The sequence below is a fragment of the Anaerolineales bacterium genome (assembly GCA_015075625.1).
GTDB lineage: Bacteria > Chloroflexota > Anaerolineae > Aggregatilineales > UBA2796 > UBA2796.
This window is the reverse complement of sequence record JABTTZ010000003.1, coordinates 688,266-712,906: the sequence shown is the minus strand read 5'-3', so window position 1 is coordinate 712,906 and position 24,641 is coordinate 688,266. Positions and strand designations below refer to the sequence as shown.

18 protein-coding genes and 1 other RNA gene are annotated in these 24,641 nt (G+C 55.1%); 12 read left to right on the top strand and 7 right to left on the bottom strand.

Going from position 1 to position 24,641, the window contains the following annotated elements; genetic code table 11:
* Positions 1–39: 39 nt before the first annotated feature.
* The 5 genes from HS103_17295 (at position 40) to HS103_17275 (ending at position 7,326) form a co-directional block, all read left to right on the top strand.
* Positions 40–2,313 carry an NADP-dependent malic enzyme gene (locus tag HS103_17295; protein ID MBE7514557.1) on the top strand — a complete coding sequence of 758 codons (2,274 nt, stop codon included), beginning with the start codon at positions 40–42 and terminating at the stop codon, positions 2,311–2,313.
* An 18-nt stretch (positions 2,314–2,331) separates the two neighbouring features.
* Complete coding sequence (locus tag HS103_17290; GenBank protein ID MBE7514556.1) at positions 2,332–2,790, top strand: GNAT family N-acetyltransferase; 459 nt, start codon at positions 2,332–2,334, stop codon at positions 2,788–2,790.
* Between the two features lie 6 nt (positions 2,791–2,796).
* Complete coding sequence (gene purH / locus HS103_17285) at positions 2,797–4,347, top strand: bifunctional phosphoribosylaminoimidazolecarboxamide formyltransferase/IMP cyclohydrolase (GenBank protein ID MBE7514555.1); 1,551 nt, start codon at positions 2,797–2,799, stop codon at positions 4,345–4,347.
* A gap of 296 nt (positions 4,348–4,643) precedes the next feature.
* Positions 4,644–5,474: a helix-turn-helix domain-containing protein gene (locus tag HS103_17280; protein MBE7514554.1), complete on the top strand. Its 831-nt coding sequence runs from the start codon at positions 4,644–4,646 to the stop codon at positions 5,472–5,474.
* A gap of 118 nt (positions 5,475–5,592) precedes the next feature.
* On the top strand, positions 5,593–7,326 hold the full coding sequence (locus tag HS103_17275) for a serine hydrolase (GenBank protein MBE7514553.1): 1,734 nt from the start codon (positions 5,593–5,595) through the stop codon (positions 7,324–7,326).
* 90 nt (positions 7,327–7,416) lie between these two features.
* On the opposite strand, the gene HS103_17270 is transcribed toward HS103_17275, so the two are convergent.
* Entirely contained in the window at positions 7,417–8,454 is a 1,038-nt protein-coding gene (locus HS103_17270) for an ABC transporter substrate-binding protein (GenBank protein MBE7514552.1), read from the bottom strand.
* 323 nt (positions 8,455–8,777) lie between these two features.
* Between HS103_17270 and HS103_17265 the strand changes: the two genes are divergently transcribed.
* Positions 8,778–9,029: a hypothetical protein gene (locus HS103_17265; protein ID MBE7514551.1), complete on the top strand. Its 252-nt coding sequence runs from the start codon at positions 8,778–8,780 to the stop codon at positions 9,027–9,029.
* 360 nt (positions 9,030–9,389) lie between these two features.
* Here HS103_17265 and HS103_17260 read toward each other — a convergent pair whose 3' ends face one another.
* The 6 genes from HS103_17260 to HS103_17235 form a co-directional block, all read right to left on the bottom strand.
* On the bottom strand, positions 9,390–10,277 hold the full coding sequence (locus tag HS103_17260) for a hypothetical protein (protein MBE7514550.1): 888 nt from the start codon (positions 10,275–10,277) through the stop codon (positions 9,390–9,392).
* A gap of 275 nt (positions 10,278–10,552) precedes the next feature.
* Positions 10,553–11,353: a ribosomal RNA small subunit methyltransferase A gene (gene rsmA, locus HS103_17255; protein MBE7514549.1), complete on the bottom strand. Its 801-nt coding sequence runs from the start codon at positions 11,351–11,353 to the stop codon at positions 10,553–10,555.
* Positions 11,354–11,520: 167 nt separating this feature from the next.
* Complete coding sequence (locus tag HS103_17250; GenBank protein ID MBE7514548.1) at positions 11,521–12,699, bottom strand: DUF348 domain-containing protein; 1,179 nt, start codon at positions 12,697–12,699, stop codon at positions 11,521–11,523.
* 25 nt (positions 12,700–12,724) lie between these two features.
* An RNA gene (ffs, locus tag HS103_17245) (signal recognition particle sRNA small type) lies at positions 12,725–12,823 on the bottom strand.
* 49 nt (positions 12,824–12,872) lie between these two features.
* On the bottom strand, positions 12,873–14,162 hold the full coding sequence (locus tag HS103_17240; protein ID MBE7514547.1) for a HEAT repeat domain-containing protein: 1,290 nt from the start codon (positions 14,160–14,162) through the stop codon (positions 12,873–12,875).
* Between the two features lie 47 nt (positions 14,163–14,209).
* Complete coding sequence (locus tag HS103_17235) at positions 14,210–15,154, bottom strand: iron-containing alcohol dehydrogenase (GenBank protein ID MBE7514546.1); 945 nt, start codon at positions 15,152–15,154, stop codon at positions 14,210–14,212.
* Between the two features lie 434 nt (positions 15,155–15,588).
* Here HS103_17235 and HS103_17230 point away from each other — a divergent pair, with 434 nt between their 5' ends.
* The 6 genes from HS103_17230 to HS103_17205 all read left to right on the top strand — a co-directional run bounded on the left by HS103_17230 (position 15,589) and on the right by HS103_17205 (position 24,432).
* Positions 15,589–20,205: a DNA-directed RNA polymerase subunit beta' gene (locus HS103_17230; GenBank protein ID MBE7514545.1), complete on the top strand. Its 4,617-nt coding sequence runs from the start codon at positions 15,589–15,591 to the stop codon at positions 20,203–20,205.
* Between the two features lie 159 nt (positions 20,206–20,364).
* On the top strand, positions 20,365–20,748 hold the full coding sequence (locus HS103_17225; protein MBE7514544.1) for a hypothetical protein: 384 nt from the start codon (positions 20,365–20,367) through the stop codon (positions 20,746–20,748).
* 33 nt (positions 20,749–20,781) lie between these two features.
* Positions 20,782–21,606, top strand: a complete 825-nt coding sequence (locus HS103_17220; GenBank protein MBE7514543.1) for a hypothetical protein — start codon at positions 20,782–20,784, stop codon at positions 21,604–21,606.
* 33 nt (positions 21,607–21,639) lie between these two features.
* A complete protein-coding gene (locus HS103_17215) occupies positions 21,640–23,109 on the top strand; it encodes a cyclic nucleotide-binding domain-containing protein (GenBank protein ID MBE7514542.1) in 1,470 nt (489 codons plus the stop codon).
* A gap of 4 nt (positions 23,110–23,113) precedes the next feature.
* Positions 23,114–23,716, top strand: coding sequence for a TlpA family protein disulfide reductase (locus HS103_17210; GenBank protein ID MBE7514541.1), 603 nt, complete (start codon positions 23,114–23,116; stop codon positions 23,714–23,716).
* Positions 23,716–24,432 carry a DUF4013 domain-containing protein gene (locus HS103_17205; protein MBE7514540.1) on the top strand — a complete coding sequence of 239 codons (717 nt, stop codon included), beginning with the start codon at positions 23,716–23,718 and terminating at the stop codon, positions 24,430–24,432. The genes HS103_17210 and HS103_17205 overlap by 1 nt, the downstream gene beginning before the upstream one ends.
* The last annotated feature ends 209 nt before the right edge of the window (positions 24,433–24,641 follow it).

Genomic DNA, 24,641 nt, shown 5'->3' with positions numbered 1-24,641 from the left:
TCACTGAGGTTAGAAAGTCTACCCTCAGGAAGACACATCATGTCTATCACACCCGAAGATGTCTTTGAATACCACACTCGTGGACGCGCCGGAAAAATTGAAGTTCGCCCCACAAAACCTCTCGCTACCCAACGTGATCTCTCTCTCGCCTATTCGCCCGGCGTGGCGGAGGTGGTCAAGGCGATCAAGGGAGACCCCGACAAAGCCTTTGATTACACCGCACGCGGCAATCTGGTTGCCGTTGTAAGCAATGGGACGGCAATTCTCGGTTTGGGCAATCTTGGCGCTCTTGCCAGCAAACCCGTTATGGAGGGAAAAGGCGTCCTCTTTAAGGTGTTTGCCGATGTCGATGTCTTTGATATTGAATTAGATACCCTTGATCCCGACGCGATCATTGAAATATGCCGCGCCCTCGCCCCTACGTTTGGGGGAATCAACCTTGAAGATATTCGCGCCCCAGAATGTTTCTATATCGAGCGCCGCCTACGGGAGATGCTGGATATTCCGGTCTTTCATGACGATCAGCATGGCACAGCAATCATCAGCAGCGCTGCCCTCTTGAATGCACTCCGCATTGTCGGGAAAAAGATTGAAGACTTGAAATTGGTCATTTCCGGCGCGGGCGCTTCGGCAATCTCTACGGCGCTTCTCTACATCAAACTGGGGATGGACCCCCAAAACATGCTGATGGTAGATTCCAAAGGGGTTATCTTCAGCGGGCGCTCCGAGAATATGAACGAGTACAAAGCGCCCTTTGCCAACGACACCGATGCCCGCACCCTTGAGGATGCGCTCAACGGGGCAGATATGTTCCTCGGCTTAAGTTCGGCAGATATTGTCACGCCGCATATGCTGGAGAGCATGGCAGAACGCCCCATTCTCTTTACATTGGCGAATCCCGATCCAGAGATCAAGTATGAATTGGCGCGGGAAGTACGCCCCGACGCACTGATCGCCACTGGACGCAGCGACCTTCCCAACCAAGTGAACAATGTCCTCGGCTTTCCGTTCATTTTCCGAGGGGCGCTGGATGTTCGCGCCCGAACGATCAACGAGGAAATGAAGCTCGCCGCTGCCTATGCCCTTGCTGAACTCACTCACGAGGATGTGCCGGATAGCGTCCTAAACGCTTACGGAAAAACCTCCCTCAAATTCAGCGATGAATACCTGATTCCGAAACCGCTTGATCCCCGTGTGTTGACCTATGTTGCGCCGGCGGTGGCGAAGGCGGCTATGGAGACAGGCGTCGCCCGTCGCCAGCTTGATTTGGATGAGTACCGCGAAATGCTCACCGCTCGGCGTGGACGTGGGCAGCGCTTCCGCATCGAAATGATGCAAAAAGCAAAAATGGGCGGGAAAAAGCGCGTTGTCTTTGGCGAGGGCGAGGAACTAAAAATCATCCGTGCGGCGGCGATTATTGCTGATGAAGGCATTGGGCAGCCGATCTTGATCGGACGACGAGATGTGATCCGCGAGGCAGTCCGCGAATTGGGCTTAGATGGCTTCCGCCCGCAGATTGTTGATCCAGCAACCTCGGAAACATTGAATGCCTACACAGAGGCATACTACACCCTTCGCCAGCGGCGCGGCGTCAGCCGTCAAATGGCGGAACAAGCCCTGCGGACGGCAAATGTGTATGGGGCAATGATGGTTCATCAAGGGGACGCCGATGTTTACATCAGCGGCTTGACCTATGAATACCCAGAGGTGATTCGCCCTGCCCTTCAAATTTTCCATACCCAACCGGGCGTCAAATTCGCCAGCGGTGTGTATGTCATGATCGCCAATGAGAAAATCTACTTATTCACTGACGCAACGGTGAATATCGAGCCAGATGCCGAACAACTTGCCGAAATTGCTATTTTGGCGGCAGATTTTGCCAAAGACCTTGATCTCACCCCACGTATCGCTATGCTCTCGTTCAGCAATTTTGGCAGCACTCATCACCCCCTGAGCAACAAAGTGCGCGATGCCGTCACGCTGGTGCGGAAAAAGCGCCCCGACCTTGTGATTGACGGTGAAGTGCAAGCCGATGTGGCCGTTTCGGCGGAGATGATGGTCGGGCGTTTCCCTTTCAGCCGTGTGATGGATGCCAACGTCCTTGTTTTTCCAGATTTGGAGAGCGCCAATACTGCTTATAAACTCCTCTCTAGTCTGGGTGGCGCACAGGCAATCGGACCCGTCCTTTTGGGGATAGGGGCGCCGGTTCATGTCCTGCAAAATGGCGATTCGGTGGATGATATTGTGGCGATTACCTCTGTTGCGGTCATGGATGCCCACAACCGGACGATCAAAAAAGGATTTATGGCATGATCTGGACAGGATGGGACAATGGCGATCCAACTCCATGAGGTGACGAAAGACAATTGGGCGGCGGTATGCCGCCTGCCCTTGAAAGCTGGTCAGGAACACTATGTTGCCCCCAATTGGCATTCGCTCTTGCTCATCGCCTATGAAGGGTGGGGAACAGCGCGGGCAATTTACGACGATGAGACACTTGTTGGGTTTGTCCTCTATGGCAGCGCCCCGGACGATCCCCGCTGGTGGGTTGTGCGGTTTATGATCGCCGCCGATCATCAGCGGCGTGGCTATGGGCGGACAGCCCTCCCGCTCATTATCCAAGAAATGCGCGAGCGCCACGCCACGCCCGCCATTCACATCAGTTTTGTGCCAGAGAACGAACCCGCCCGAACGCTGTATGCCAGTTTAGGGTTTGTCGATACTGGTACAATCGAAGATGGTGAAGCTGTGTATGTGTTGAATTTTGACACCCCTATGAAGGATAGTTAGCGCGTTATGCCCACTGCACTGATCAGTGTTTACGATAAAACGGGTTTAGCGGAATATGCCCCCCTCCTTGCCCAGATGGGATGGGATTTGGTCGCCAGCGGCGGCACGGCGAAGGCACTCACCGATGCTGGAATCGCCGTCACCCCGGTGGAAACGCTCACCGGAGTCCCCGAAATGTTTGGCGGGCGGGTAAAAACCCTTCATCCAGCAATTTATGCTGGAATCCTTGCCCGTGAAGGGGATTTGCCCGAATTGGCAACGCTTGGCTACCGCCCCATTGATCTTGTAATCTGCAATCTTTACCCCTTCAAAGAGACCATAGCGAAGGCAAATGTCACTCTTGCCGAGGCGATTGAGCAGATCGATATTGGCGGAGTCAGCCTGCTGCGGGCAGCGGCAAAAAACTTTGAGCGCGTCGTTGTCCTCAGCGACCCACACGACTATGAACACGCCTTCGCCATTTACAAGATGATGGGGGTTCTTGAGCCGACCATGCGGCGCGGGTTGGCGGCGAAGGCATTCGCTCTCACCCGCGAATATGACTCCTTGATCGCGGAGTATTTGGGCGACAGCGAACATGATCAACCAGCCCCCGGAGCGGATGCCGAACTACCTGATGTGATTCGCCTTGATCTGCGGAAAACGCATCCCTTACGTTATGGCGAAAACCCCCATCAAAAGGGCGCGTTTTATGCCTACCCCGCCAGCAAAGGGGCGCTTGGCGGGAAAGTCCTCGGCGGCAAAGCGCTTTCCTACAACAACCTGCTTGACCTTGACGCCGCATGGCGGGCTGTGGAGAGCTTTAGGACGCCAGCAGTCGTCATTGTCAAACACATGAATCCGGCGGGGATTGCGGTGAATACAAACCTTGCCGTCGCCCTCCAAGATGCCGTTGCCAGCGATCCCATGTCCGCCTTTGGGGGGGTGATCGCCGTCAACCAGATTGTCGATGATGACTTTGTGGCGGCGATGGGCGATCTCTTTGTGGAGGCAATCGCCGCCCCAGATTTCACCTCGTTGGCACAGGAACTACTCGCCACCAACCGCCGCAACTGCCGTCTTTTGCGTATGGAGGATCACCTCCCCCCCCGCGCTCTTGCCCATGTAGAACTGCGGGCAGTGCGCGGCGGTGTCCTTATCCAAACGATAGATCGCGGCGACCCACATGATGCCCAGTGGCGAGTCGTCACCAAACGCGCCCCATCCGATACCGAAATGAACGCCCTTCGTTTTGCGTGGAATGCCGTTCAAGCGGTGAAATCAAACGCGATTGTGATCGCCAACGCCCAAACGACGTTAGGGATCGGTGGTGGGCTGCCCAGCCGCGTTGATGCGGCTCGCCTTGCGGTGGGCAAAGCGGGTGAGAAAGCCCACGGGGCGGTAATGGCATCCGATGCCTTCTTTCCCTTTGCCGATGGATTACAGGTTGGCGCTGAGGCAGGGATCACCGCTGTGATTGCACCGGGTGGCTCTGTGCGGGATGCCGATGTGATCGCCGCCGCAGATGAGGCGGACATCGCCATGATTTTTACAGGGATCAGACACTTTCGGCATTAAGCCTTACTCAGTTGCCCTCATCCCCCTCAGCCCCATTTCCCACATGGGGAGAAGGGGGTGAGGGGGATGAGGGGGTTTCCCCCTCACGCCCCCTTTCGATGAATACAGCATAACGCCTAACAATAAATCGTGAGCAAAGGCAAATCTACTTGCTCATGTTGCCTCTTGTGCATCTTGCACAGTACGACTCGTGAAACTTTGAACACATTGCCCACACCCCCTCCCCATGAAGGGCTTTTAGAATGATGCTTAGGTTCAAGAAGCGATTCTTCTGTGGAAGTTGGGAGAAACCGTCTGTGGCTGACCAACACTATTTACCATCGTCAAATCCACGTCTGGCAGCGCCCCGCCCGGTGCGCAGCGATTGGTTGTCGCTCTGGTTGGGAGGTGAAAGCCTTGATACGACGACGTTGGAGAGCGCGGGCTTTCAGGCTGATCTCTACTATGCTGTTGTTCTCTATCGCCCAGAGCGAAAAGTTGCGGTGAATCCCACTCAATTTGTGACGACGCTCCAAACCGAAGCAGTCCGACGAAACATTTGCGGACCCGTTGCTCTCTATGGGCAAGGGACTGCCGTCTTGTTTCACCCAGTGGAAGACCCGCAGCAATCTGCCCGTTTGAAGTTGAAAACAGAAGTGATTCGTAAGCAGCTTTCCATCCGTTTTGGCGATGTGGACATTCATTGTGGCGTTGGGCGACCTGCCCAAGGGATGGATGGCTTGCGGCACTCCTTCCATGAAGCGGAAGATGCCCTTCAATTGAGCGGGGAATTGAACAGCGAATCGCGGACGACGTTTTTTGGCAACTCCAGTTTGTTCAACCTGCTGCGCTCAACACACAATCCCCTGTCTTTGCAGCGTTTTTGCGATAATTGGTTGGCGGAGTTGATTACCTATGACTCGCGTCAGCACAGCGATCTCTTGGCGACACTGCGGGCATATTTCGCCAACAATGGCAACACCGCACTCACCGCCAATGTCTTGGGTATCCATCGGAACACGCTTGCCTATCGGCTGAACCGCATTGCTGAGATCACCTGCCTCGATCTAGAGGATGCCGATGTACGCTTAAATCTACACCTCGCCCTAAAAGCACAGGAAATTCTCTGTGCCGGGGTTGCCTCCTAACCTTGAATGACGTTGTGAGGCGCAGTCCCTTGCGCCTCACAGGGAAAAAACGATCCTCAGCTAAACATCCGGTGAATCTTTTCCTGCTAACCGCCGCAAAATCGGTACAATCTTCTCCATGTCACTCACAGGGCTTGGTACGAAAGAACGCGGGGTACGGTTACCGTTTCTCCCCCTCCTCTCTGGCGGCTGCCTCATTGCCGCATTGATCGTCTTTGCTGTCCAACTGACGAATTTCTCCCTCAGCCGCGACAAGCTCCAAACGGATATTACCGTAGCGGGTGTTCCCGTTACGGGCTTAACACTTTCTGAGGCGGCGGCAACATGGCAAAATGTGTATGAGCAGCCTATTGCCCTAACCTATCAGGGACACCCCATCTTGCTTTACCCTTCGGATATTGGCTTTCGGGTGAACAGCGCCCAGATGCAAGAAGAAATTCGCTCGCGCTTAGTGAATAACTCGAATTATTGGACGGATTTTTGGAATTTCCTCTGGCAGCAGCCTACTGCCCCCGTGGAAGTTGCCTTAAGTGCTGATTATTCCGAGGCGCGTCTGCGAGAGTTTCTCACAAATGTTGCCGTTCGCTATGATCAGGTGGCAGGGCGGGCAGGGTTTGACCTCAATACATTCACCTTTAACACCGGGTCATCCGGGCTTCGTCTCGATATAGATAAGGCGATAGACCTCATCCGCGAGACACTCTACCGACCCACCGAACGCCAAGTTGCCCTTCCCATGCAAAATGAGGGAGGAAGGCGGGCGGACATGAAGACTCTTGAGGGGGCGCTTCATGCCTATATGCAGACAATGACCTTTGAGCCTGATGGTCCCAGCACACTAGGCAGTATCGGGGTGATCGACCTCCAAACTGGGGAGGAAATGTGGATCAATCCAGATATTGCTTACAGCGCGATGAGTACGATCAAAATTCCCATTCTGATCAATATCTTTAGCAAGCTGGCATTTGCCCCCGATAATGATGTGAAATGGTTGATGGGCGCCTCGATCTTGTGTAGCGCAAACAGCGCCTCCAATTTTCTCTTGCAGATTCCGGGGCAGGGCGGAAATGCGCGGGCAAAACTTGCCGATGGCTTGAAGCAAGTCACCGAGACGGTGACGGCACTAGGGGCAACCTATACCTTTATCAATGCCCCGCTTTATGTCGGTGATCCAAATTATGTTTGGTCGCTCACAAACACGCCGCCGCCCGTGCCTAACCCCCTCTATGACGCCAAACCGGATTTGTGGTCACGCACGACGCCGCAAGACATGGCGAGGATGCTCCAGATGATCTATGACTGCGCCGAATATGGGAGCGGCTTAGCCGCCGCCCAACCAGAGGCGTTCACTCAGTTGGAGTGCCAACAGATGGTTGAACTCCTCAGCGGGAATATCATCGGGCGGTTGATTGAACTGGGCGTGCCACGTGGGACGAAGGTTGCTCACAAAAATGGATGGGGTGGCACGGCAAACACTGGCGCGAATGTCTCTGACGCGGCAATTGTCTATTCGCCAGCGGGGAATTACATTCTGGTTGCTTATATGTGGGAATCGAAGGCGAGCGAATCAGGCATTGGGACGCTCCTTCCCTGGGAGGTTATGGAAGGCGTTTCGCGCATTGTCTATAACTTCTTCAATCCGGGGACACCGGAAGTAACCCCACGTATTCCTGATAACCCTCTAGGGGCGGTGGATTGTGTTATGCCCAATCCCAATCAATCCACTCTCCTTGACCTGAACAATATTCGCAGCGGGCGCTTTGATGAAAACGGATACATTCTCCCCGATGCCTGTTATGGCTATCCAGCCTGCGGTGTTGATCCCATTCCGCCGAGCTTCAAACCACGTTAAAGGATCACTCGATAACGGGAATAAAATTAGGGGCGACTGTTGAAGACCCGCCCCTATCTCACCCCGTTTTACCCCCCTGCTTACGATGCTCTAGGGAGCTTTAGTCGCTTCCGGTGTAGCGGCGGGGTCGGTGTATTCGCCCAACGCTTCAACAGCTTTTTCCACCAACGACGTATCGATGAATTGTGTTATATCTTGCGTCTCGGTATATTCCAATACATCACGAGTGAGGAAATAGCGCTGCAATTCCTCAATATCCTCGGCGGGAACAACCCCATTTGGATCGTAGTAGGGACGGTTTGCCCGCAGGGCAACCGCCGCCGGAACGTTCGTGTATTTTTCGATGATCGCCGCGCTCTCTGGGTTCAACCAGCCCTCACCCTGAAGGTCACGAAGTGCCTTCAAATAGGCTCGCACAAACCCCTCAGCCACCGCTGGACGGTCATTCAGAATGGGCAGTCCCATGTAGAGGTAGGTGACGGTAATGCCATCGACAAAATCCTCAGCGAGGACACTTACCACGCCTGCATCCTTTTGGAGTGTCACCAGCGGCTCACCCAAGATGGACGCATCAACGCTGCCGCTTTCCAATGCCGCCGGAACATCGCGGAAACCAACGGTTGTCAGCGTGATGTCGTTCATCGTCAAACCCGCTTTGGTCAGGGCAGAATAGACCCAGTATTCCGTCGCAGCGCCTGTCGCATTGATGGATACTTTTTTGCCTTTGAGGTCGGCAACGCTTTTGATTTCATCGACACGCTTGCTGGAGATGACTAGTGGGCTGGCAAGCGGCGGACGCTCGGTGTGCATTGGGGCGACGATCTTAAATTCCAACCCCTGATGGGCGGCATTCAACAGACCAGCCCCCACACCGCCAACGGCAACATCAAAATTTCCCGCCGCCAACTGGACGACGGAATCACTGCCCCCCTGAATGGGAAGCAGTTCAACCTCAATCCCTTCTGCGGTGAAGTAGCCGCGCTCTGCGGCGATGAAAAGAGGGGCGTAAATCATTACGGGGACATAGCCCAAGCGAACTTTTTCCATCCCGCTTTGTGCCGTTGTATTCCGCACGGCGCTCAGCAACACAAGCGCCGCCAACATAAGCAACCCTAGACGTTTGACCATCGTTCGTTCTCCAATGGTGAATGTGATTTTCCACAACGTTCAAAAAGTTTTGAATGTTCTAAATTGTATTGTACGCCTTTTCACAAAGCAAGGCAAGGGGAGAGAACAACAACGAAAACGCGGCGGAAAAAGGGGTTTCAAATGTGTAATAATTCGCCTGTGCTGGAGAGGGGTGAGGAATGAAGTTCGGTGCTAAAAAATACAAAGCATTTCAAAATCCCACCCCTTGTTGTCCCTCTCTGTGTTAGGGCTGAGGAGAGGACATGTTTTCAAGTAAACCTTATGTCTGGGATAAAGGGTAATCCTAAACACAAGGTTTGGCGTTGAACAACTTGCACGAAGTAGCGCAAGCCTTCCCGAAACAAGCTCCAGAGCCGCCGGAACGACCCGTCGGGACGACGAACGAGCGGTTGGGCGATGCCAGCAGCAACGGCTTGGCTGCCGAGGGCGACCACCCATGTGTAGGCAATGGTCAACAGAACCAGCCGGTTGGCGAGATGCTGCTTCCAGCAGGGCGCGAATCATCTCCACCTGTCCTTCGGCAAAAAAGGCTGTTAGGTCGAGCGCTTTATTAGCGAGCCAGCGGCGAAAGCGCCGCGCCGTACTCTCTACCTGCTCCCCGCAACTCACCGCCCGCGCAATCGCTCCTTGCTGACAGCTCTCCGCTTGAATCACCCCATAGCTAAACAGGCTTACATTTTGCGGCTGCCAACTATTGAAACACGGTAGATGGGCTGACAAGTGCTGCTCTAATTGGTACAGTAGTTTGTAGTTCATCGTTCCTCACTGGGTTTCTTGGTCGATTTCCAGTTTGAACGATGAACTCCCTATTTTTCAACCCGCCTTCCAAATATGTCCTCTCCTCAGCCATGAATGGGGAGGGGGCAAGGGGCGGGGTTTTGAAATGACTGGTAGTCTGTGGATACCGCTTAGGGTTAACTCCCCATCTGTTTCTTGATTTGCTCTGCCCAAATGGTATTCTTTGCCTTCCCCTTCACCTCAAGCGTAATCGTCGCCAGCGGTGCGCCAGAACGCAGCGTCAGGGTGATCATGTCTTTGCCGCCAAGCAGTCCCTTTCGCTCTGTGCTGACCGCCTCTACTTGAGAGAGCGGCACATCCCATTTCACTTCCTGCACCTTTTTCCCGCCAAACATCCCCAATGTTTTGCCGGTGGTTTCTTTCTGCTCAAAGATCAGGCGCTTATCGGTGAGAAAGAGAATGCCATCGGGATCATCCTTGCCTTTGCCCGTCGCCACCCATTCGGCAGTCGCCGCCATGACGAGGCTCTCGCCGCTGTTTAGGGTAAAGGTTGCCTCGGCAAGGTGATCGAGAAACCAGTGAATGTCCGTGAGTTGCTCAACAAGTTGGGTGATCTCGTTTTGGGTTGGCTCGTAATGATTGCGGATGCGGCGCTCTGACTCCTCAATCTTCCCCTCGGCATCAGCGATCTCTCGTTCCAACAGACTCCCCAGGCGGTCAAGCTCAGTGGGGTTGTTCTGAGCAAAGCCCGATTGGGCAATGATGATTTCGACCTGCCGTGCCTCATTGCGCAAGACGAACCCTTCCGTTTCGATCAGGCTGGTCGCCTCTCGGCTAAGGCGCTCCCACAACTGAACGAATTCACGGGCGCGTCCCTCTAATTCGGGCTGGACGGTATACCCGCGCCCCCGCGCCCGTTGAATTTCGGTAGGCAGACGCATGACGGCAGTCATCGTCTCTTTCAGGTCGTTCGTAATCCCCGATAGAGACACTCCATCGAGAATGTTTTTCGCCTTGCTGTGAAGGGTGTTGAAGCGGTTTAGCGCCTCTGTGCTATCAGTCATAGTGAAGGGACTCCTCTGCTCCAGTTGATTAGCGTTTTATACACTCTGTGTATTTATATGTACATTACAGGAATAGGTTAAGAGCCTATCCGTAAATTCGGTTGTGAGGTGTGAGCCTCCCCTCTTGGCAACTGCCTCCTCTCTAAGGGGTGGGGGAGGGCAGCGCCTCTCCCAAAAAACGTTATCTCCCCTCTCCCGCACAGCGGGAGAGGGGTTAGGGGGTGAAGGGTTTACTCCTATGCTTCACGTTTCGTTTACGAATAGATGCTAAGATACTAAGACAGTGCGGGCAAGGTCTGTGTTGCTACCGTCGTCACCGCACCCCATTCGGGCAAGGTTAATGTCTCTGCCCGTCGTGCCGGATCAATCCCCGCTGCGGTCAGGATCGCCGCCGCCTCTGGATGGGAAATGCCTAATCCGCTGCCGAGGGCGTTTTTCAATTGTTTGCGTTTTTGGGCAAAGCCCGCCCGTACAACGGTGAAAAAAGCCGCCTCGTCAATGGCGATGGCAGGCGTGGGATGAAGGTCAACCCGAAGGATTGCCGAATCAACCTCTGGGCGAGGAAAAAATGCTCCGGCGCTGATCCGTCCAACAATCTTGGGAACGCCGTAAAACTGGACGCTCACTGCCAGTAGGCTCATATCGCCGGGTTTGGCGGTGATCCGCTCGGCTACCTCTTGCTGAATGGTCAGGACAAGGCGGCGCGGTTTTCGGCTGGCACGTTCCAACAGCCCCCGTAAAATGAGACTCGTGATGTAATAGGGCAAATTTGCCACCACGACATAGGGCATCTCCCCCACCAAACGGGCTGGATCGTGATCCAAAATATCGGTATGAACAATGCGCACATTGGGAAAGTCGGCAAGCTGTTGGGCAAGGATGGGGATTAACCGTTCGTCAATCTCCACCGCAGTGATCGGCGCATTCGTCTGCGCTAGAGGCACAGTCAGCGCCCCTGTCCCCGCGCCAATCTCCAAAACGGCTTCGTCCGAGGTTAGTTCCGCAGCGGCAACGATCTTCCCTAACGCATGCGGGTCGTGAAGAAAGTTTTGCCCCAGACTTTTCTTCGGAGCAATGTCGTGGCTATCCAAGAGGTATTTCGCGTGCATTCTAAGCCTCCCACACATGGTAGCGAATCACCCTGATGAGGATTGGCAAACTTTCTAAAGCGCTGTTCCACACGATCCAAGCAAACGCTCTTACTCGTTTCGCGGTGGGGCGTTCGTGGTTTTTCGCCAGTGCCTCACGGTGTTGTTGGTGTGGGTGTTTCTGTGCTGTAAAGTGCAGGCGTTGCCCCGACCGCGATGATCGCCTCTCGTGGGGGACGGACAACCACCAACTGGGGCATAGAACGGTGAACTTCTACACCGTCTTCCTTCCGCACCCGAACGCGCCGTTCCTCAATGCCCTTTTCCCCGTTTTGGATGACGCGAGTCTCGTTTGGGGGGAGTGTCGTATCCGGCTGCATAACGGTGGGGAAGTCAATTTCCCGCGCCTCAACCTCATCGATCTCCGTCACCCGCACAATGCGCACGCGCATTCCCGCCGTAAGCGGTGTGTCCTCTTTAGGGATGGTATAGTCCAAGCCGATCAGCGCGATCCCTGTCTTTGCCAATCCTTCACCGATGGTATCGGCACGGGCGTAGGTCGTCAGCATCTCACCATCAACCTGCACACTGAAGGCAACCGCACGGACAATCTCCACCACCAACCCATCTGTGATCAACGTTTCAGGGATGGGGCGAATCTCATCTGCCAGTGTCAACGTTATGCCTGCTTCGGCAAGCGCCTCGCCAACGGTATCAGCAGCAGTGATGTGCGTCGTCAGGCGTTCCCCGTCACGAATGCTCAGTGGGCGGGCGCGAACGACTCGCAGCGATACTGGAACGGCTTCTGCGGGCAACTCGCGGCTATCTGCAATCAGCAAAGACCCATTGGCAAAGAGACGATCTGCCTTGCGGAGCATGACGCCCGCTTCGGTGAGGATATCTGGGATACGCCGCGCATGGGTCAGCAGGCGTTGGCTTGCCCCGTCAGCAGAAACAAGGATGGGGCGTGCTTTGCCTATGATGATCGTCATGTTCGGTGTGATTGGCTCAGCACCATCGGGCATCAGGCGATCCACAGGGTCTAGATAGATTCCCACTTCCCGCAAAAACGCCCCCACTGTTGTCTGATGGGTACGCAAACTCCGTGCTTCGCCGTCTATCACCAGCGTAAGCAGACGCGCACTCAACACATAAACACCAACACCAGCAAGAAGGAACAGTAGGATAAAAGCCGCTGCCAAGAGGAGAAATGGGCGTAAAGGCGGGCGCGGCGTGTAGTCTTTTTCGGATGGTTGACGATTCTCTTGACGGATGCCCTGACGGGTTTCGCTGCGGGGTGGGTGAGGCATTTCCATAGGTGTTTGGGTATCCAACCTACTCCTCACGGGTTGAAATTGATGAGGTCAGGCACCCCTGCGGCACCCGGAGTATACCCCTTAGCGCTGCTTCCGTCAGGACCTGACGCGGTTCGAGGACTCCGCCGCGCAGGACCCAACCTCATCACAAGTCATGATAACAGAGCGGGGAAGGGTTGTCAAACCGCACGCTAATCGGGTTTGGGTTTCTCCCCAGGCGGCAGGTCATCGTTCAATTTCCCCGTCCCACCACCCGGCGGGGTCAGTGTTCCCGTCCCCGAACGAACCACGCGAGGGGAATCGGCTTGGCTAGGGACAGGCGGTAACGAGGGCAGCCGTCCCGTTTTAGGAAGATTGGCGGGATCGTAGCGTGGTTTGGCGGGTTCACTGGGTAAGTCAGGCAGTTTGTCCGTCGTTTTCTTCTTGGTGGGCGGCGTGTCATTTACAACAGAGGGCATCCCCCCGCTGATCACTGCTGGCTGCCCAAGCTGCCCCGGTGGTCTCGGCTTTGTCTCGCGGTTTAAGGGGCTGGTGCCGGGGCGGGGAAGGGGTTGGGTGTCGCGCTTTTTGATCGCTGCCCCATCCTCGCTGCTTTTCTCTGCCGATTTTCCGCCATCACCCAGATTCCCTGTACCGGCGTCTTTTTCGGAGGCAAAATTTGCCCGCAAGTTGGTGATAATGTCAGAAAGTTTCTTGCGCTGTGATTCCGTTGCTGCTTGTGCGGCGGTGGGTGGTTTTGGCTCGGTGGAACGGGCTTCGCCGAGGGTGGCTTCGTCGCTTGTCTCGGCATCTACATCTTCGGGGAGCAGCGTCCGCTCATAACGCTCTACCGCTTCCAGCGCTTCCGATGTGCCAATGCGCCGAAGGGCGGCTGCCGCCGTGCGACGCACACTGGGGTGAACATCCTCCAAAGCCTTGATCAGCGGGTCAAGCGCCCAATTTGCGCCAAGCTGCCCTAAAACACCGGCTGCATTGCGGCGCACTTGCCAATCATCACGGCGCAGCGCCCCCAAAAGGGTGACAACCGCCGGTGGGTTCTTTAGCTTCAGCAGCGCTTCGGCTGATTCCAAACGAACACGGGCGGGGAGCATGGGGTTGCGAAAGACCATGACGAGCGGTTCTACGGCGAGCTTTTCGCCAATCGACCCTAAGGCACGGCAGGCGGTGATAATATCCTCAGCGCGGTTGCTGTTCAGCATCTTCGATAGCCCGCGTACATCTTTGTTCCGAATTAAGGTTTCGATATGAATATCGTAATCAAGGTAATCGATGGCAGCCGTAAGTGCCGCGTGAACTTGCCAATCGTTTTCCACGGCTAGGGCGGCTTGCAAGGCTGGCACAGCTTGCCACGCGCCAAGCGCCCGCAGTGCCGCTGCCGCCCCTCGCCGTGTGCCAGAGTCGGGGTGGCGAAGTGCCTCGCTCAGCGCGTCCACATCACCGCGTGTTTGTAACTGCCAAATATTCGGTACAGGGATGGGCATGGGATTCCCTATCTCAGCCGCTTAGGACACCATTTATCAGACACTTGTCAGATGCTTAATGTGCTTTTTGCCAGCGTTTCAGCCAATTTTTCCGGGTTTGCCTCGAGATCGTTCAAAATTGTGGGGGGGGCGTTCAGCGTTCTAACGGCACTGGGGGCATCCCAAAGGGCGGCTAATGCCTCGGCTTTTTTCACAGCGCTAGAACGAACACCGGCTGCTTCCAACGCCCCTTTTAGGGGGGCAACATCACGGTTATGCAGCGCCGAAGTGATTAAGATACCCGCCGCCAACCGTTCAGCATAGGGTAGCCCTTCTGATGACGGCTGCTTGCTGAGCAGATCTGCCAAAAGGTGTTCAGCCCCTTGCGATGCCCGCCGATGTCCCAAGTGGTTATCCAGTGTCGCTGTTAGGGCAAGGAGCGTGATTAATCCCTTGAGACTGTCTACCTCACCTTTGCCAATCCCAGGCGCTAACTTAAGCGCCTGCTGGACAATCCCGGCGGCAATACCCGCCCCCCATGCCGAAAATGGCTGCGTTGGCGGAAGCTGATTTTTCTGTGCCGCATAGCCCCAATCCATCAGAGCAGTGACGATAGACAAAACATCGACAATACCCGCTCCGCGTTGATCGCTAGGCGCTGCGCTGATCACCTCCAGATCAAGAATCACCGTGTCGCCCTCGCCGGCTCTTAGCACACGATCATCGTTAATCATCGTTGGGACGAGAACGAGCGGCTTTCCGCTCCGGTGGGCAACCTCGCGCCCAATATCGAGCATAGTCCCCTCACCAAGCGCGTAAATGACCGCCACCGCCGAGGGCAAATTCGCAGCTAGATAATCAAGGTAGGCGCTACCACCCGTCGTGGGTTCAGCTTGAACGACAAGTGGGAGGTTTAACGCTGCCCGGTAGTGTGTCCATTCAGGTTTGGTGATCAACGCTGTAAGGCGCATCTCGTTAACACTGCTGAGGGATTGATAAATGATCCGGGGCATGAAGTACGCTCCGTGCGTATAAAGCGCTTGGCAACCTACTGGACAGTGTAGATCAGGTTGCGCCGGATTGCCACATATTCGGGGGGGAGTCGTTTGGACAAACGTAACTGTGAAAGTCCATTGTGAAGGGCGTGCTAGCCTTTCACAAGTACAGACTTCTTTCAATCCTCAGGCTTGACATTTCGAGAAAAGTGAATATCATCTTGTGGTTACGATGCAAACGGCGGAATACGCTTATCATCTCCACACTGAGGGCGCTGGAAAACTAGACTCCATGTGCTGTTTTTGCATTTCATATGCCCATGCACACCGCTTTTTCAGTTAAGCGTCACCACCCCAGCGGTGAATCCGTTGGGCGTTTCCGGTTGCAAATAGAGAAATGTCCGAGCCACTAACCTATACCCGTATCCGTCGAGCGCAAGGAGGAAGCCACGTTGGAGGCGAAAGATTTTAGCGCACTGCGCATCAGTTTGGCTTCACCAGAAACCATTCAATCATGGTCTTATGGTGAAGTGCTGAAGCCAGAGACGATCAACTACCGACGGCTGCGCCCCGAAAAAGACGGTCTCTTTTGCGAGGCGATTTTTGGTCCGACGAAAGACTGGCAGTGTTACTGCGGCAAGTATAAGAATGTCCGCTATAAAGGCGTGATCTGTGATAAGTGCGGTGTCGAAGTGACCCGTGCTGCCGTCCGCCGTGAGCGCATGGGGCATATCAAACTTGCCGCCCCCGTTGCCCATGTCTGGTACACGCGCCGCGTCCCTAGCTATATGGGGCTGCTGCTGGATGTCAGCCGCCGCAACTTGGATCGCGTCTTGTATTTTGCCCAATATGTGATCACCTACATTGATGAGGAAGCCCGCGGCCGCGCCCTCAAGCGCATTGACGAGGAACTTTCCCGCCAAGAGACAGAGGCAAACGCCAACATCGGCGGGCAAATCGAGGCGATCAAAACCAACCGCGACGAGCGACTTGGCGAGATTCAAGGGCAGATTGACGCCATTAACGAACGTTTCAACGATGAGCAGAACAGCCTCATCGAAGATGTGATGAAAGAAGCCCAACTTCTCCAGCGCCGTGTGGAGAACATGCGCGGGCAGACGCTTTCTGACCCGATTCTCTTTGAGAGTGCCAGCGAGCTTGTCGTTGATTCTGGCGAGGTGATTACCAACGAAGTCCTCAGCCGTATTCAGCGCGTCGTCTCTGCCCGCCTCAGCGAAATCCAAGTCGAGATTGAGGAACGCCGCCAACAAGAGATGGCGCAGCTTGATGTTGTTGCCGATGAACGCTCTGCCGAAGCCGCCAGCCAGATTGAGGCGCTGCAAGGGCAGACGAACACAAAAATGACGCGGGCGCGTGGGTTGGCAATTGAGGCACGGCAAGAACTCGCCAATTTCCAAGTTCTCACCTTCCTCACCGATGGGCGTTACCGCGAACTGAAGGCGAAATATGGGAATGTGTTCAAGGCGGATATGGGCGCTGAGGCGTTCCATGAAATCTTGAAGAACATGAACCTTGAGAAACTCGCTGTTGAATTGTGGGACGATGTACGTTCCTCAAAATCGAAGCAGCGCAAAAAGAAGGCGACAAAGCGCCTGCGCGTGGTGGAAAGTTTGCGTAAGAGCCGGAATCGCCCCGAATGGATGATCATGACCATCCTGCCGGTCATCCCGCCCGATCTGCGCCCAATGGTGCAGTTGGATGGGGGGCGCTTTGCCACCAGCGATCTGAACGATCTCTACCGCCGTGTGATCAACCGCAACAACCGTCTGAAACGGCTCATGGAACTCGGCGCCCCGGATGTCATTGTTCGCAACGAAAAACGCATGTTGCAAGAAGCCGTCGATAGCTTGGTCGATAACAGCCAGCGCGGGAAGGCGCTCAGCCGTCGCGGACGCCGCGAACTGAAATCGCTCTCAGATATGCTGAAAGGCAAGAAGGGGCGTTTCCGCCGCAACCTGCTCGGAAAGCGTGTCGATTACTCTGGGCGTTCGGTGATCGTCATTGGTCCCAAGCTGAAGCTCCACCAATGTGGCTTGCCCAAGACGATGGCACTTGAACTGTATCGCCCCTTTGTGATCAGCAAACTCGTCAAGTATGGCTATATCAGCAATGTGAAGGGTGCCCGCCGCCTGATCGAAAAGGAACGCCCCGAAGTATGGGAAGTTCTTGAGGAAGTGATCAAAGAGCGTCCAGTGCTGCTCAACCGCGCCCCCACGCTCCATCGCCTCGGCATTCAGGCGTTTGAGCCGCAGCTTGTTGAGGGCAAGGCGATCCAAATTCACCCCCTCGTCTGCTCGGCGTTCAATGCTGACTTCGATGGTGACCAAATGGCTGTCCATGTGCCGCTTTCGACAAAGGCGGTTGAAGAAGCCCGTCGTCTCATGCTCAGCACGAAAAACCTGTTGAAGCCCGCCGACGGTCAGCCCGTCGTTGGTCCTTCAAAGGATATGGTACTGGGCGCGTATTACCTGACGATGGACCCCACTGCCGACTTGATCGCCTTGAAAGGGAAAACGAAACCCTTCCGCCACCTTGCCGATGTTCGTGGGAAGGGCTATAAAGTTGGCGCTGCCTACAACACCTCTGGGCATCGGTGGGTGGAACGCTATGAGCTTGATCTGGGCAACGAGATCATCATCTTCAGACCCAGTGCGCCGCCCCCCCCTGAACCGGGCAAAAAAGCCGGCAAGCCGATCTCTGGCGAGGTCAACCTGCTGAATGCCTTGTTGGAAGGCAAGATCGATGTTGCCGTCTTTAATGCCTACGACTTCCAAAAGATGCAGGCGAAAGACCCCACCTATGCCAAGTTAGACATCGCCAATCTCCATGAGCGGCAGATGGTTGCCGATATGGATGAGGCGGAATACCTCTATGGCTTGGGGGTGGTTGGTCTGCACACGCCAATCCTACTTGGCAACTACTATGACAAGGGGTTAGCCCAGCCAAAGCCAGAAATCACAACTATTGGGCGGGCAATTTTTAACCGAATTTTGCCTGACGAACTGCGCTTTGTCCAAGATACGATGGGCAAAAAGCAGCTGCAAACACTCGTAGCGAGGTGCTACCAGAAATTCGGTTCCGACGTGACCACCGATGTAGTAGACGCCATCAAAGACATTGGCTTCCACTATGCCACCATCTCTGGGACGACCATTGCCGTCTCAGACATTACCATTCCGGTAGAGCGCGACGAGATCATCAGCAGCGCCAACGCCGACATTGAATATGCAGATCGGGACTACAAGCGCGGTCTGATGACCGACGAAGAACGCTACCAAAAGGCTGTCAATACATGGAACGTCGCCCGTGACAAACTGGGTGACATCATCAAAGACACGATTGATCCCTTTGGTCCGGTGGCGATCATGGCAATTTCGGGGTCAACAAAAGGTGGCTTTGGTCCGATTACGCAGTTGGCGGGGATGCGCGGTCTCATGGCAGACCCCTCCGGGCGTATCATCGAACTCCCCATCCGCAGCCACTTCCGTATGGGGCTGACGGCGTTGGAATACTTCATCTCCACACACGGGGCGCGGAAGGGCTTGGCAGATACAGCCCTGCGTACTGCTGACGCTGGCTACCTGACTCGCCGCTTGGTCGATGTGGCGCAAGATGTGATCGTCAACCGCCTCGACTGCGGAACGGATCAATGTCTAACCATCCATAAATCCGAAAATGTCGCCGGGCAATCCCTCCAAGAGCGGATCATGGGACGCTGTGCGGCAAAGAGCCACTACCATCCAGAGACCGGCGAGTTGATCATCGAACGCAACGGGATGATCGATGAAGACAAAGCCGATGAGCTTGCCGCCTCCGGTCTCGAAGAAATTGATGTCCGCAGCCCGCTGACCTGCGCCCTGATTCATGGGATTTGTGCGCACTGCTATGGGCGGGATATGGGACGCGGCGAACTGGTCGAAATTGGCTCAGCCGTCGGCATCGTCGCGGCCCAATCCATTGGCGAGCCGGGAACGCAATTGACGCTCCGCACCTTCCACACAGGCGGGACGGCGCAAGCCTCCGGTGACATCACCAGCGGTCTCCCCCGCGTTGAGGAACTCTTTGAGGCGCGGAAGAAGCCGAAGGGCGAAGCCGTCATGACCGATATTGACGGCGTGCTGCGCATCGTCAAGGAAGATGGCGTCCGTAAGGCAATCGTCATCAACAGCGAGATGTTCAACGAGGAACACCATATTCCTATCGATTGGGAACTGGTGGTAGAAGATGAGCAAGAGATCAAGGAGGGGCAAGTCCTCGCCCACCAGATCGATAACGAGGGGAATGTTGTTGGCTCCCTTGTCGCCAAGATGACCGGCATAACCCACATCGAAGGGCATACGCTGTACATCCGCTATGAACGGCGTGAGGAAGTTTCTTACGAAATCCCCTCTAGCGCCCGTCTGACGGCAAAAGCCTTTGATGGCGCACAGCTTAAAGCGGGTGATCCGATCACTGAGGGGTCGAAAAACCCCCACCGCATCTTGCGTATTCAAGGGTCGGCTGCCTGTGAGTTGTACCTGCTCTCCGAGGTGCAAGATGTCTACCGCAATCAGGGTGTGAACATTGCCGATAAGCACTTTGAGATCATGATCCGTAAAATGCTCTCGCGGGTGCAGCTAACCAAGAGCGGCGGCAGCGATCTGCTCCCCGGTGAACTCATTGATCGGCTGATCCTCTTGGAGACAAACGACAAACTGATCAACGAGGGGAAAGAACCCGCAGCGGGTGTTCCCGTTTTGTTAGGAATCACGAAGTGCGCCCTCAGCACAGATAGTTTCCTGTCTGCATCCAGCTTCCAACACACGATCAAAGTGTTGGCGGGGGCGGCAATTGAAGGCAAGGAAGACCGTCTGTATGGCTTGAAGGAAAACGTGATCATTGGGAAGTTGATCCCTGCTGGGACGGGCTTCCACACCTATCAAGACCGCGAACGGATCGCCCCTAATGCCACCTTGGAAAGTCAGGGCGCGTTGGATAAAGATGCCGAGATCGATCTTGACCTGATCTCCGACTCGCCCGGTTTGGACGATGGCGAGATGGGCAGCTAACCCTTCACCCGCGCCTTAGTACACGGCTACCAACCTAACATAAAAAGACAGGGCATGAACGCCCTGTCTTTTTTATTTCCCTAAAACAGCAAACTCTTGCGGGGTAAGGTACACTAGAGATACTCGCCTGTAAGACATGAAAACAGGAAGGTTTTCGTCATGACCGAAAAGCCCGCTCCACCCTATACCGACGACACACCCGACATGCCGGACATACCAGAACTGCCCGAACTGCCGGAGGAGGAGGTTGCACCGGGGGGAAATCCCTATGTAACCCACCGAGTGATTCCCGAACGGTTCATGTGCGTTCGCTGTGGGTCAACCAATTTGGCGCGGGGGATCGTTGTCGATTACAGCGATAAATTTGAACAGGTGCGCTTTGCCCCCCGCAAGCTGAGCCTGAATTGGCTAAACTCTATCTTCAACCTCCGCCCATGGAAGGGACTTCTCAAATTGGATGCGGTAGCCTGCCGCGATTGCGGCGCTGTATTGCTGGAGATTAACCCATCTGATTTGCGCCGTGCCGAGCGCGTTCGGGATTAGGTAACGACGGGCGAGGAAGATAATCACCACGCTATGCTAAACAGCACAATTTACCTCAACCTAAAGGTGATGGTTCTCGTTTGGGATTTCTATGCCAGCCGCGCCATAAATAGTTATTTGGCGTGGGATCGCCGCACACGGGTGATCGCCATCCCAGAGACGGTGGAGGCGGCATTTGATTTCTTGAAATCGATCTCGCCCATTGAACATCCCAATATCCTCATCCTAGACATTCACCTTTTTGCCGATCCCGATGGGTTGGCGGAGACGATCCAACGGTTTCGGGGAATGGTGCGCGATCTGCTTGTATTGTGTATTGCCCACCACCCCGATTCCGCATGGGCAGCCGCGGCGCACCAAGCTGGCGCCATGGGCTTTTTGGTGCGTAATGACCTTCGCTTAAAACTGGTTGGGGCGGTGATTTATGCCGTAAAACACCGCCGTTTTATGATCACCGAGAGCGTCCAAGCAAACACCCCTCCCAACGAGGCATGGCTGCAAGAGGCGAAACTGCTCCCCCACGAACGTGAGTTCCCCGAAATGACGGAACGCATCCGGCAGGCGCTTTGGCTTTGTGTGGTGGAAGGTATGCCCGCACAGCTTGCCGCTGACGAAATGGGCATTAGCCCGCACACCATTCGCAGTTATATCAAAGAGGGCTATCGCATCATGGAACTTCATGATGATACCGATTTTCCCGAAGAAATGAGTCCGTTGGAGCGTGCGTTCATGCGCTTCACCGCACTTGATGATCCGCAAAGCGACGATTCTACACGCCCGTCGCGCCCGATGGAACATCATCCCCGCGATCAAAAATTGACCAAAAAAAGTGGAAAAAAACTAAACGACCAACCATAGCAACCATCAATCACCATCGACAGGGGGCTTTCGATGACAAACCGCGATGATTTATTAAGCAGTTTGCTGGGCAAGCGCCAGCCTGCGCCAGACCCAAACGCCGCCAACGCCGCTGAGACGCCCGCCCCATCTTCCGCACCTGCTTCGGCAGGGGGCATTACCCCCCTTGATCTGCTCGCTTTGCCCGCCCCCCAGCGCAAAATTGTGAATTGGCTCTCCCGCAAAAAGGGGGCAACCCTCGCCGAGTTGGCGGCGTCTTTTGGCAGTGATGAGGCATCCCTAGAGGCTCAGATCACCGAACTCCTCAGCGCCGACTACATTCAAGTTCTTGAGGGGGCGAACGGCAAGGAATACCATGTCCATATGCGGGGGACGGTGCGCCGTGGACCCGTCGGGCTTTCCAGCGAAATTTGGACGAAGGTTGATCTCGATCACATGACCTTTCTCAAGCAGACTTCCCTTTTCCGGGGCTTGAACGAAGATCATCTCCGCGAGGTTGCCCGCTTGCTAGGCGAACGCCGCTTCCAACCCGGTGAGATCATTCAAGAACAAGGCAAACCGAGCGAACACCTTTACCTGATCAAAAATGGCTTGGTCGGGATCACTCGGCGCTTGCCCGCCCGAACTACACAGCGGGCGCTTGCCTTCTTGCGCTCTGGGGAAATGTTCGGCACATATAGCTTGCTCCCTGACCAAGCAAGCATGGCGGGGGTCTCGGCAACGGCGCTTACGCCAGTGGAGACGGTCTTTTTGAAGCGGGCGGATGTTTTTGCCCTCATGGGGCGTTATCCGAATGTAGGCATTGAGTTGGTACGGATGATCGTCGGGCGGTACATTCACGACGATGCCCACTACAGCAAGGTGATGGGGACGCACCTTGTTTTAGTCATTGGCGTGGGGTTGGGGGTAGGGCTAACAACCCTTGCCGCGACGCTTGCCCGTGCCATTGCTGAGGGAACGGGTGAACCCACCGCCTATACAGAGCATCCTGATGCCCAACGCCTCGCTGGAGTCTATGGCATCCCCCCCATCACCGAACGGGTGCGGCACGCCAGCGGCTATGAGGCGATCATTAACCCCGGTTTTGCCGCTATGCCTGCGCCGATGCGGGCAACCCTTGTTTATGAAAGTTTGGTAAACCGCTACAAAAACTTGGTGATCGGTGTCCCCGGCTGGACAGAAGAGATCATCTGCTACCTGACACCCTATGCCGATCAGGTCGTTGTCGTGCGCACCCCCGACCCTGATAATGTCGGGCGCTTCGAGAAATTCATGGCTTTCTTTAGTAAAATTATGCCGATGGCACATCTCCACGTGCGCCATATCCTAAAACGGACAAAACCCGAACATCAGACGATGCCCGCTCCTGAGGGGATAGAGATCGATCTACCCTATGTGGAAACCATTCCACCCATTGGCGCACCCGCTCCCATCCCAGAATCCTTTACGCTCTTGACGGAGGCAGTCTTGGCGCAAGTCAAATCGAATGCGTTAAAATCGTGAGGACATGAGCAATCACCCTTACCCACCTTACCGTCCACGCCCTATCCTTGTGATCTTTCTGATCATGCCGATTTTGGCGATGTTCACGGCGATTTTAATCAGCGGCGGTAGTGGGGGGGCGACACTAACGCCCACCCCCCCTGCCGCCACCTTTGCCGTCTTCAGTCTGATAGACAAACCTGCCCCTCCCTTTCAGCTTGCCTCCCTAGAGGGGACAACGATTGATCTCGGCACTTATCGCGGGGGGTGGGTGATCGTCAACCTATGGGCAACATGGTGCTTGCCCTGCAAAGAGGAAATGCCCCTCTTACAGTCCTTTCAGGATGGCACGTTCGCGGCGGCGAATGATGTCCCGGGCGGCGTTCGCCTGATCACCATCAACCGCGCTGAGGATGCCCCCACCATTCGTGAGTTTATGACGGAACTTAACCTCTCCATGTCGGTGGCGATGGACACTGATGGGCGGGTGACAACAAATTACGGGGGCGTCAATCTCCCCATGACCTACTTCATTGATCCAGAAGGGGTTGTGCGCTACCGTCATATTGGTGGCTTGCGGGCGGATGACCTTGACGGTTATCTGAAGGCTATGGCGGAACGACGCTGATGCAGTTTGATATTGGACGCTCCGTAACCTACCCCTTTGAAGACCCCCAATGGGCGCAGAAATTACTGATTTTCCTTGTCGTTGGCTTTGTTCCGGGGCTGAATATCATTCTTTGGTCTGGCTATGCGGTGACCACCGCACGCAACATCGCTCGCGGGAGCGATTTACCCTTGCCCGGATGGGGGGATTGGGCAGATATTGCCGTGCGCGGCTTACTGAGCATTGCTGCCACAGCCTTTTATCTGATCCCTGCTTTGTTTCTGATTGGCTGTCTGACTGGAGTTTCGCTCGTCTTGGGGGGGCGCGTTGGCGGTGGGTTTGAGGCGCTGCGGTGTGTGGGCTTTGCCCTTGCTGCGCTTTACAGCCTGCTTATGTCTTATGTCCTCTGGACGGGGCATACACGCTTTGCCCAACGCGATCAGTTTGCCAGCTATGTGACCATTGGTGAGCGCCTGCGCGACGCACGGGGGGGGCGTGCTGTATTTGGAATGCTGTTTCTCTATGAGACGCTGCTGACGTTTCTACTCATCTTACTCTCGGTTGTTGCCGGGGCGCTGTTTCTATTCGCTCTCAGCGTTGTGGCAACAGCGTCAACCCTTGCCGTCCTCATCGCCCTGATCTTCTTGGCACTTGCCCTCTTAGGGTATATCGCCATGCTCACCCTGGCATTCTTGGCGAACGCCTACTTTTTGGGGATGGCGGCACTCGCCGCCTGAAGGGTATTCAACCCCTACTCCATCTAGGAGCAAGGGCTAGGGAATTGACCTACAGCATTTTTCAAGGAGATAGATCCCATAGTGGTTGACAGCCCCACTTATCACGATGTACTTACCGATGGACTAGGGGGTGGTGATCTAAGGGGTAAACGAACGACGCCCGCCCTTCTTGTAAGAAGGCTAGTTGCAGCCCAACCAGTGAGGATACT

Coding starts and splice junctions, on each gene's coding strand:
- HS103_17210 (MBE7514541.1), top strand. CDS start 23,114: ATGAGCAATCACCCTTACCCACCTTACCGTCCACGCCCTATCCTTGTG.
- HS103_17275 (MBE7514553.1), top strand. CDS start 5,593: ATGTCACTCACAGGGCTTGGTACGAAAGAACGCGGGGTACGGTTACCG.
- HS103_17270 (MBE7514552.1), bottom strand. CDS start 8,454: ATGGTCAAACGTCTAGGGTTGCTTATGTTGGCGGCGCTTGTGTTGCTG.
- HS103_17290 (MBE7514556.1), top strand. CDS start 2,332: ATGGCGATCCAACTCCATGAGGTGACGAAAGACAATTGGGCGGCGGTA.
- HS103_17220 (MBE7514543.1), top strand. CDS start 20,782: ATGCTAAACAGCACAATTTACCTCAACCTAAAGGTGATGGTTCTCGTT.
- HS103_17225 (MBE7514544.1), top strand. CDS start 20,365: ATGACCGAAAAGCCCGCTCCACCCTATACCGACGACACACCCGACATG.
- HS103_17240 (MBE7514547.1), bottom strand. CDS start 14,162: ATGCCCATCCCTGTACCGAATATTTGGCAGTTACAAACACGCGGTGAT.
- HS103_17235 (MBE7514546.1), bottom strand. CDS start 15,154: ATGCCCCGGATCATTTATCAATCCCTCAGCAGTGTTAACGAGATGCGC.
- HS103_17260 (MBE7514550.1), bottom strand. CDS start 10,277: ATGACTGATAGCACAGAGGCGCTAAACCGCTTCAACACCCTTCACAGC.
- HS103_17215 (MBE7514542.1), top strand. CDS start 21,640: ATGACAAACCGCGATGATTTATTAAGCAGTTTGCTGGGCAAGCGCCAG.
- HS103_17295 (MBE7514557.1), top strand. CDS start 40: ATGTCTATCACACCCGAAGATGTCTTTGAATACCACACTCGTGGACGC.
- purH (MBE7514555.1), top strand. CDS start 2,797: ATGCCCACTGCACTGATCAGTGTTTACGATAAAACGGGTTTAGCGGAA.
- HS103_17205 (MBE7514540.1), top strand. CDS start 23,716: ATGCAGTTTGATATTGGACGCTCCGTAACCTACCCCTTTGAAGACCCC.